The sequence below is a fragment of the Succinimonas sp. genome (assembly GCF_045225735.1).
In the GTDB taxonomy this organism is placed as follows: Bacteria; Pseudomonadota; Gammaproteobacteria; order Enterobacterales; family Succinivibrionaceae; genus Succinimonas.
The window spans coordinates 1-7,028 of the sequence record NZ_JBGVBR010000440.1; the positions used below are offsets into that span (position 1 = coordinate 1).

Sequence of the window (7,028 nt, forward strand, 5' to 3'; positions counted from 1 at the left end):
GGATGGCCTCATCGGTTCGCCCCATGGAGATGTAGTTTTTGCTTACGTATTCAATGGCATCGGTCATCAGAGGACGGCGGGTCAGCACATCCTTGATGATGCTGATGGATTCCTCGTGCATGTTCATGCTGTAGAGAATTTTGCCCATGGCAAATTTGAGGTAGTCGGAATTGGAGGAAACCATTCCCTCCTGAATTACCGCCTGAGCCAGATTCATCTGCCCGGTTTTTACGTAATAATCAGCCAGAAGGCAGCGGCAGTAGACATCATACTGAGTGCCCTCCGTCAGGGCCTTTTCCAGAGCTTTTACCGTTCCCGCGTCATCATCCCGGTGCATGCAGGTGTAAACGTCCCGGAGGGCGATTTTTTTGGTGATGGCCTTTTTGATTCTTTCGCTGAACTGCTGCTGGGAGAAGGGCTTGATAATGTAGTCGTCAGGTTCGTGCTCCACGGCGCACAGCACCTTGGAACGGGAGGGATCGCCGGTGATAATGAACATCAGGGACATGCAGGGGGCCAGATGCTCTTCACGCAGCTTTTTAACCAGATCCAGACCGGAAATGCCGCTGGTGAAGGAGTAGTCAAACAGATAAATGTCAAATTTGCTGTAGGAGCAGATTTTCAGGGCCTCCTCTCCGTTTAGCGCTATGGTGATGCTGGTAAAGCCCATGGATTGCAGGATGGTTCTCATCAGAGAGGCAAAGGTATGCTGTTCGTCAGCGATTATTACCCTGAATTCGCTGTACTTCATAGAGGTAAAGGACAGCTCCTGCTGTTCTTCATCCCTGTTTTCGGTGAGTGGGGCGTTCATGCGCGATATGTCCCGGTTTTGCATAATCAATAATAAAGCAGCGGCGATCTCAGACCCGGCGTTTTTAAGGCGGGCGGCGTTATCAGATTACTGCCTTTTGGCAGTTTTGGACTGGATCTCCGCGAAGTCCTTTTTCAGAAGCTCGGTACGTTCCGCCTGAACCTTGGAAAGCGGAATTCCCTCCAGAAGCCGGAGATCCGAGGCGCATTCCTGAATCAGGTTCCGGGCGGCGTCTTTGCCGTTTCGGGGATCCTGTTTCAGCTGCATTTCTGACATATCCAGCAGAATCTGGATCTTGTTAAGAATGGCATTGGAATTTCCCGGAACCTTGCGTTTGGCCTCCTTAAACAGTCTGAGAGCCTCGTCCAGCTTGCCGTTTTTGTATTCCTTGATGCCCTGAGAGTTCAGCTCCTGGTATTTATTCCGGCGCTCGGCCTGTTCCGCGTTTTTCCGGCTGACGCAGATATCGAGAATGTTCATGGCAATGTCGGAGGCGGCAGCGCGTCCGGCCAGTTCCTGAGAGAGATGCTCCGCCACCTCGTATTCGCCCAGAGACAGGAGTCCCAGATACATGCCGATTTTAATGCTGTCGGCGATATTCCTGTTATTCTCGTTCATGGCGGTCAAAGCCTGATACAGCCTTCTTTTGCTGCGCTGGGTTTCGCCGCGGATAAGGGCCACCCGGGCTTCGCAGACCGTCTTGAAGGTTTCCATGGAAAACCTGTCCTTGCTGGTGCAGGCCTGGTAACGGCCGATAATGTTTCCGATAACCTTTTCCATGCTGGAAATGTGAAAGGGGTCGTGGGAATTTTCCACAAACATGAATTCGCACTGCACAAAGCTTTCCAGCAGCGTATCCACTTCCTCCGGGGAGTTTTTCTTGACATTAAGGAGCAGAGCCAGTCCGTCCCGGGCGGTCATAAAATCTCCGGCATTAAGGGCAGTGGTTATCTGAGTGTTCAAAAGCTTTTCCGACAGAGGAGAGAGCGCCACGGCCTGCCGGATGCTCTGAATGGCCTTTTCGGGCATGCCCAGGGAAAGGTAATTTTTTGAGACATATTCAATGGCGTCGGTCATCAGGGGCCGGCGCGTCAGCACGTCCTGAATGACGCTGAGGGATTCTTCGTGCAGCTTCCTGCTGTAGAGCACCTTTCCCAGAGCAAACTTGAGGTAGTCAGATTCGGAGCAGGCCATGCCCTCCTGGATCACCGCCTGAGCCAGGTTGTGCTGGCCGGTGCTGATATAGTAGTCCGACAGCAGACAGCGGCAGTAGACATCGTAGGGAGTGCCGGCGGACACGGCCTTTTCCAGGGCCGAGATAGCTCCCGGGGCGTCATTGCGGTAGATGCAGCTGTAGATGTCCTCCAGATCCTTCTTTTTGGCCAGGGCTTTTTTCAGCCTCCGGGCAAACTGCTTCTGAGAAAAGGGCTTCACAATGTAGTCATCGGGCTCCTGCTCCACGGCGCAGAGCACCTTTGAGCGGGAATGATCCCCGGTAATAATGAACATCAGAGCCATGCAGGGGGCCAGATGGTTTTTCCGGAGGTGCTGTACCAGCTCCAGTCCGGAAATGCCGTTCTGGAACGAGCAGTCGAAAAGGTAGATGTCAAACTGGGCATGGGCGCAGATTTTCTGAGCTTCGTCGCCGCTGGAAGCAACGGTGATTTTGGAAAAACCCAGAGACAGCAGGATTCCCTTCATAAGATAGGCAAAGGTGTGCTGTTCATCGGCAATGATGACCCGGAAATCGCTGTACTTCATAGCGGAAAATGCAATTTCCTGATTCTTGCCATCAGCGGTGTTTTCCGAAGCGGCGATCATGCTGTTAGTCCCCTGAGAAGTCCGTTAACAAGGCGGGAAGCGGCCTCGGCGCAATTACGGGATATCACTTCCCTGCCGCAGTTCTCCGGCAAAATGCCGGCAATCAGATATGTGTTTGCAGGGCCGAGCGAGATCGGGAAGGCGCTTGAGCGGCCGGAGCCGAGACGCTGTCATATTGTGCGGGAATTCCGCCCGGATGGCAACAATCCCGCTTTAGTTTAATGGCCTTCGTCAAATAATCCGGAGCTCCCGGAAACGTTCCGGCAAATACCGGAGAGACAAACGCAAAAAGACAGAGCTTAACCATGAACGCAGGCTGCAGAAAACAGGGAACGCACGAAGGGGAATTGAGAAAAACAGGAAACGGACAACTGAGAGAATCTGGTGGAGGGGGATGGATTCGAACCATCGAAGCCGAAGGCGACAGATTTACAGTCTGTTCCATTTGACCGCTCTGGAACCCCTCCGCAAATCTGGTGCTGATAATATCAGAAAATTATGAAAAATAAAGCATTTTCGTAAAAAAGACCGTTTTTCGTGAAAATCGGTCATTTTTTAACCGTTTTTCGGCCGTTTTGCTGCGAAACGGCAGCGCGGGGGTGTTTTTCGGGGGCATTTCGGGCCGTCTGGCAAGCAACTAACCATGGGACCTGAAAACGAATTTTCTGTGAACGTTTTCGCAAAAACGCATAAAACCCCGGCAAGAGCTAAAGATTGTCCCGGAACTGACGATAAGTTAAGTGAGCGGATATTGGCAGGAGCATGTTATGCTGGACATGGAAATAAGAAACAGTCTTCTGGTGGACGAACTTCAGCTGGGAACTCGTCTCAATGAAGCTGTTTCCCATGGAAATCGGGCAGATTTTGCTTTAATGCTGGCCATGATTTCACAGGATGTCACCGATGACGCCTCTGTTGTCGATCCTGTTAAGACCAAGCCTGAGCCCGCTGATCTGAGAAAAACCTTCTCGCTCCTTCCGGAAAGAAGCTTCTATGCCGAGGCACAGGACTTTGGAATGGAGAACAGGATCGGCGAATGCGTTACAAAGGGAGCGTCAGCCACAGTTCAGCTTCTGCTTGCGGAAAGAGGCGAGCCTCTTGCAGTGAGAGAAGACGTCATCGGTCATGATGTGCGCGCCAATATGTCTCTGCTCGCCCGGGCCAAAGCCGACAGCGTTCTTGCGGGAACCGCTGTCGCGCGTGTCCCATATGATCTCAGGACTCTGGCCATTGTGGATGCGGTTACCGAATCCCGCGATATTCTGGCAAGGCTGTGAGCTTTTTAACCATGACTTGAGGCTGCCGGGAGTTATCCCGGTTTTTCTTTTTGGTTCTCCCTGAAAATCTTCCTACCGGCGGGCGGCAATTTCCTCCCGGGTTTCCAGCCGGGCCAGCTCCCCCTTCTTCAGCAGCACATAAGTGGAACCGGCTCCTCCGTGCCAGGGCATGGAGGTATGGTAGCCCAGCACCTCGGGCATATGCCGGAGCCAGTGGGCCACATAGCTCTTAAGAAGGGCCTTGGGCTCTGAGAATTCCCCCTTGCCGTGAATGATGAGAATGCAGCGCATGTTTTTGCGGATGGCTCTGACGATGGTTTTCCGGACGTCCTTGTAGGCGTTCTCCACCGTGTGATTATGGAGATCCACCCAGGCCTCCGGAGAGTATTCTCCGGCTTTCAGCTTCCGGAATACCCCGTACTGCAGGCCCGGGGTACGGTAACTGATGGATCCCGCCGGATCCACGAAGGTCATCCCGGCAGTGGAAAAGAAGGACATGTCCTCCTCTTTTTTTTCATCCTCGGCCATTTCCCGGAGCTTCAGAGCCGCCTCTCTGTCCATGAGCTTTGTTACCTGGGGAATTTTGTCCTGTTCCAGCTTTTTAACTCCCTTCATCTGTTCCGCGAAGGATTTTTCTCCGGCGGGAGATTCTTCCCGGCGGAGGCTGTTTTCCAAAGCGGCCAGGCGTTCCCGGGACTCCCGCTTTTCCTGTTCCAGTCTTTGCTGCTCCCGTCTTTCCTGTTCCTGACGGGCGAGCTCCTGTCTCTTGATAGCGGCTTCCTTTTTCAGCTCCTCCTGTCTCTTTTCGGAGACGGCTCTTTTTAAATCGCTGAGACTGAAGTTTTTGGTCATGGATTACCTCGCTGATGTTACCGGGGAGAAATTGTGTTAGCGGCGGGCTGAGCCGGGAACGCGCGGGCGCTTTCGATAATGCCGCAGATTTCCGGGAGCCCCTGAGTCAGAGACCGGGGCGTGGATCGCATTACCAGATCCTGATTGGAAAACCGGTATTCCCTGATGTTAAGCCCGGCAGGCAGGGGCAGCGGATCTGCCGCGGCAGATCCGGATACCCCCCCGGACATGCTGCCCCCGGTGAAGTTGATAATAATGTCGGCCTTTCCCGATAGCAGAGCTTCGGCGCTGACTTCGGGATATTTCACCGGAGAGCGGGGCAGAATGTTTTCTCCGCCGCAGATGCGGATAAGCTCATCAATGTAGGTGCCCGGAGAGGCTCCGATAAGGGGCTTCTGCCAGATGACGGGGAGCACCCGCACCCGGGGGGAGTCCCGGAAGCGATTTTCTGTGTCCCGGAGTATTTTTTCCAGCTTTTCCGCTTTCCGGCCGGCCTCCTCTGCCATGCCGATTCTTTTCCCGGCCTCCCGGATGCTTTCCGGAACGTTTTTGGCGGATTCCAGCTTCATAATCAGAATGTCCGGGTAGGATTTTTTCAGCTTTTCCAGAAATACTCCGTTAAAGGAGTTTCCGGCGGCGATGATATCAAACCTGAGAGAGCCGAGAAATTCCAGGTTGACGCTGTAAAAATCCCCGGCCACAGGAATCTCCTCAATTCCCGGAGGATAATTGCTGTTGGCGTCCACGGCCTGAAAGCAGGACGGAGGAATAAATTCCGCCAGAATTTCCGTGCTGTCCGGCGAGAGGGATACCGCGTGGGGCATGCCAGGAGGACAGGAGGCGGTTTCGGCCTCCGCAATCCCGCCGAGAGCCGTCAGAATAATGAGGCTTTTAGTGATAGAACGAATAATAGTCATAGCCAATTCCGGACAGAATCAGTACCAGGAGAGCAAACCAGATCGCTTTTCCGGTATCGCTGATCATATCCCTGACCGACTTTTCCGTCGGGTTCTCGGTTCCTCCTATTTCCGGGAAACGGTAGAGCGTCAGGAGATAATACCGGGGACCGCCCAGCCTGATGTTTTCCTTTGATGCTAAAAGAGCCAGAGCCATGGCGGTGGTTTTGGAGGGCCAGCTTTGAATGGCTGCCGCCAGCGCCCGGGGATCTGCCGGGGCTCCGCCGGGAAGCATGATAATAAAGGGGATGAGCCACATGGCGGGCAGAATAAAGCAGAACTGCTCGACAAAATAGCAGCATCTTCCGAAATACTGATTAACCGGCAGCTTCAGATTAAAGGCCATGCTCATAATGATGATAAGCTTTACTGCCAGAGCTCCGTAGATTCCCAGCAGGAGATAGGCAAAGGCCGGTACGTAAAAGCTGTTAATAAGTCTCAGGGCGGCGGATTCCGCGGCAGCCTTGTACATGCCCATGGGGCTGAGCTTTGCGGTGACTCTCAGGGTAAAGCGTCCCAGAATTTCCCGGGCCTGATGTTTCCGGTCGCTGTTAATATTCCGGGCTACTGCCTTTGCCATGGCCCGCTCCGGCCGGGATTCAAGAACTAAAAGAAGCAGGAAGAACTCGGTCAGGCTCTGGGCTAATTCCACACCGTCCAGAATTTCCCGAAAAGCGATGATAAAGGCGAAGATCGGCGTCATGATCACCAGGGGCAGCATTACCCCCGCCAGCTTCTGCTGCGCCGCGCTGCTGCCGGGACGGTTTACTCGCCGTCCCAGAGCGGCTATGCCGGGCACCAGCTTATTCAGTCTCACAAAAAACGGAAACGGAATAAACCATTCCGTCAGGAGCGCCAGAAACAGGAGTCCGGTTCTGCTGTCCAGGGGGAGCGGGGTGATTTCCGTGCCCAGAATTTCGGTAATCATAGACTGAGCCCTTTCTCAAGGATCTTAAACAGCACCTCCTGAGAGTTTCGGGCTGCCAGGGGGAGCATTTCGTTAAAGGTGATGTCGGCTTCTCCGTTGGCCTTGTCGGAAATGGATCTGATGACCAGGAAGGGCTTCTGGAATTCCGCAGCCACCTGAGCAATGGCGGCTCCCTCCATTTCAGTAGCCCAGGCAGCGGGGAATTTTTCATCGATGGCCTTGCGGGCGTCATTGCCGGCAATGAACTGATCCCCGCTGATGATAAGGCCGGAGTAAACGGAAAACCCGTACTTGGCGGCCACCTCCGCAGCGGCGGCCATGGCGCTGTCCGTAATTTTCTTTTCCGCCGGAATGATCTGGGGAAAGCCCGGAACCTGTCCCGG

General features: G+C 53.8%; 7 protein-coding genes and 1 tRNA gene. 1 reads left to right on the plus strand and 7 read right to left on the minus strand.

The window, feature by feature from the left end:
- From ACJROR_RS15275 to ACJROR_RS15285, 3 genes are all read right to left on the minus strand, one after another.
- Window positions 1–811: response regulator (locus ACJROR_RS15275; protein WP_406547843.1), on the minus strand; the 811-nt coding region annotated here is incomplete at its 3' end.
- An 87-nt stretch (window positions 812–898) separates the two neighbouring features.
- Window positions 899–2,632, minus strand: a complete 1,734-nt coding sequence (locus tag ACJROR_RS15280) for a response regulator (protein WP_406547844.1) — start codon at window positions 2,630–2,632, stop codon at window positions 899–901.
- 382 nt (window positions 2,633–3,014) lie between these two features.
- Window positions 3,015–3,099: transfer RNA gene (locus ACJROR_RS15285), tRNA-Tyr, on the minus strand.
- A 300-nt stretch (window positions 3,100–3,399) separates the two neighbouring features.
- Between ACJROR_RS15285 and ACJROR_RS15290 the strand changes: the two genes are divergently transcribed.
- Window positions 3,400–3,909 carry a VC2046/SO_2500 family protein gene (locus ACJROR_RS15290; protein ID WP_406547845.1) on the plus strand — a complete coding sequence of 170 codons (510 nt, stop codon included), beginning with the start codon at window positions 3,400–3,402 and terminating at the stop codon, window positions 3,907–3,909.
- Between the two features lie 72 nt (window positions 3,910–3,981).
- Here ACJROR_RS15290 and smrA read toward each other — a convergent pair whose 3' ends face one another.
- The 4 genes from smrA to mtnN form a co-directional block, all read right to left on the minus strand.
- Window positions 3,982–4,761, minus strand: coding sequence for a DNA endonuclease SmrA (gene smrA, locus ACJROR_RS15295; protein ID WP_406040464.1), 780 nt, complete (start codon window positions 4,759–4,761; stop codon window positions 3,982–3,984).
- A 17-nt stretch (window positions 4,762–4,778) separates the two neighbouring features.
- Complete coding sequence (locus ACJROR_RS15300; protein ID WP_406547846.1) at window positions 4,779–5,678, minus strand: ABC transporter substrate-binding protein; 900 nt, start codon at window positions 5,676–5,678, stop codon at window positions 4,779–4,781.
- The gene (locus ACJROR_RS15305) at window positions 5,653–6,645 is read right to left on the minus strand and encodes a cobalamin biosynthesis protein (protein WP_406040460.1); all 993 of its coding nucleotides are present in this window, start codon (window positions 6,643–6,645) and stop codon (window positions 5,653–5,655) included. Before ACJROR_RS15305 ends, ACJROR_RS15300 begins: the two co-directional genes overlap by 26 nt.
- On the minus strand, window positions 6,642–7,028 hold a 387-nt coding region (gene mtnN, locus ACJROR_RS15310; protein WP_406547847.1), incomplete at its 5' end, for a 5'-methylthioadenosine/S-adenosylhomocysteine nucleosidase. The genes mtnN and ACJROR_RS15305, both read right to left, overlap by 4 nt.

Coding starts and splice junctions, on each gene's coding strand:
- ACJROR_RS15280 (WP_406547844.1), bottom strand. CDS start 2,632: ATGATCGCCGCTTCGGAAAACACCGCTGATGGCAAGAATCAGGAAATT.
- ACJROR_RS15290 (WP_406547845.1), top strand. CDS start 3,400: ATGCTGGACATGGAAATAAGAAACAGTCTTCTGGTGGACGAACTTCAG.
- smrA (WP_406040464.1), bottom strand. CDS start 4,761: ATGACCAAAAACTTCAGTCTCAGCGATTTAAAAAGAGCCGTCTCCGAA.
- ACJROR_RS15300 (WP_406547846.1), bottom strand. CDS start 5,678: ATGACTATTATTCGTTCTATCACTAAAAGCCTCATTATTCTGACGGCT.
- ACJROR_RS15305 (WP_406040460.1), bottom strand. CDS start 6,645: ATGATTACCGAAATTCTGGGCACGGAAATCACCCCGCTCCCCCTGGAC.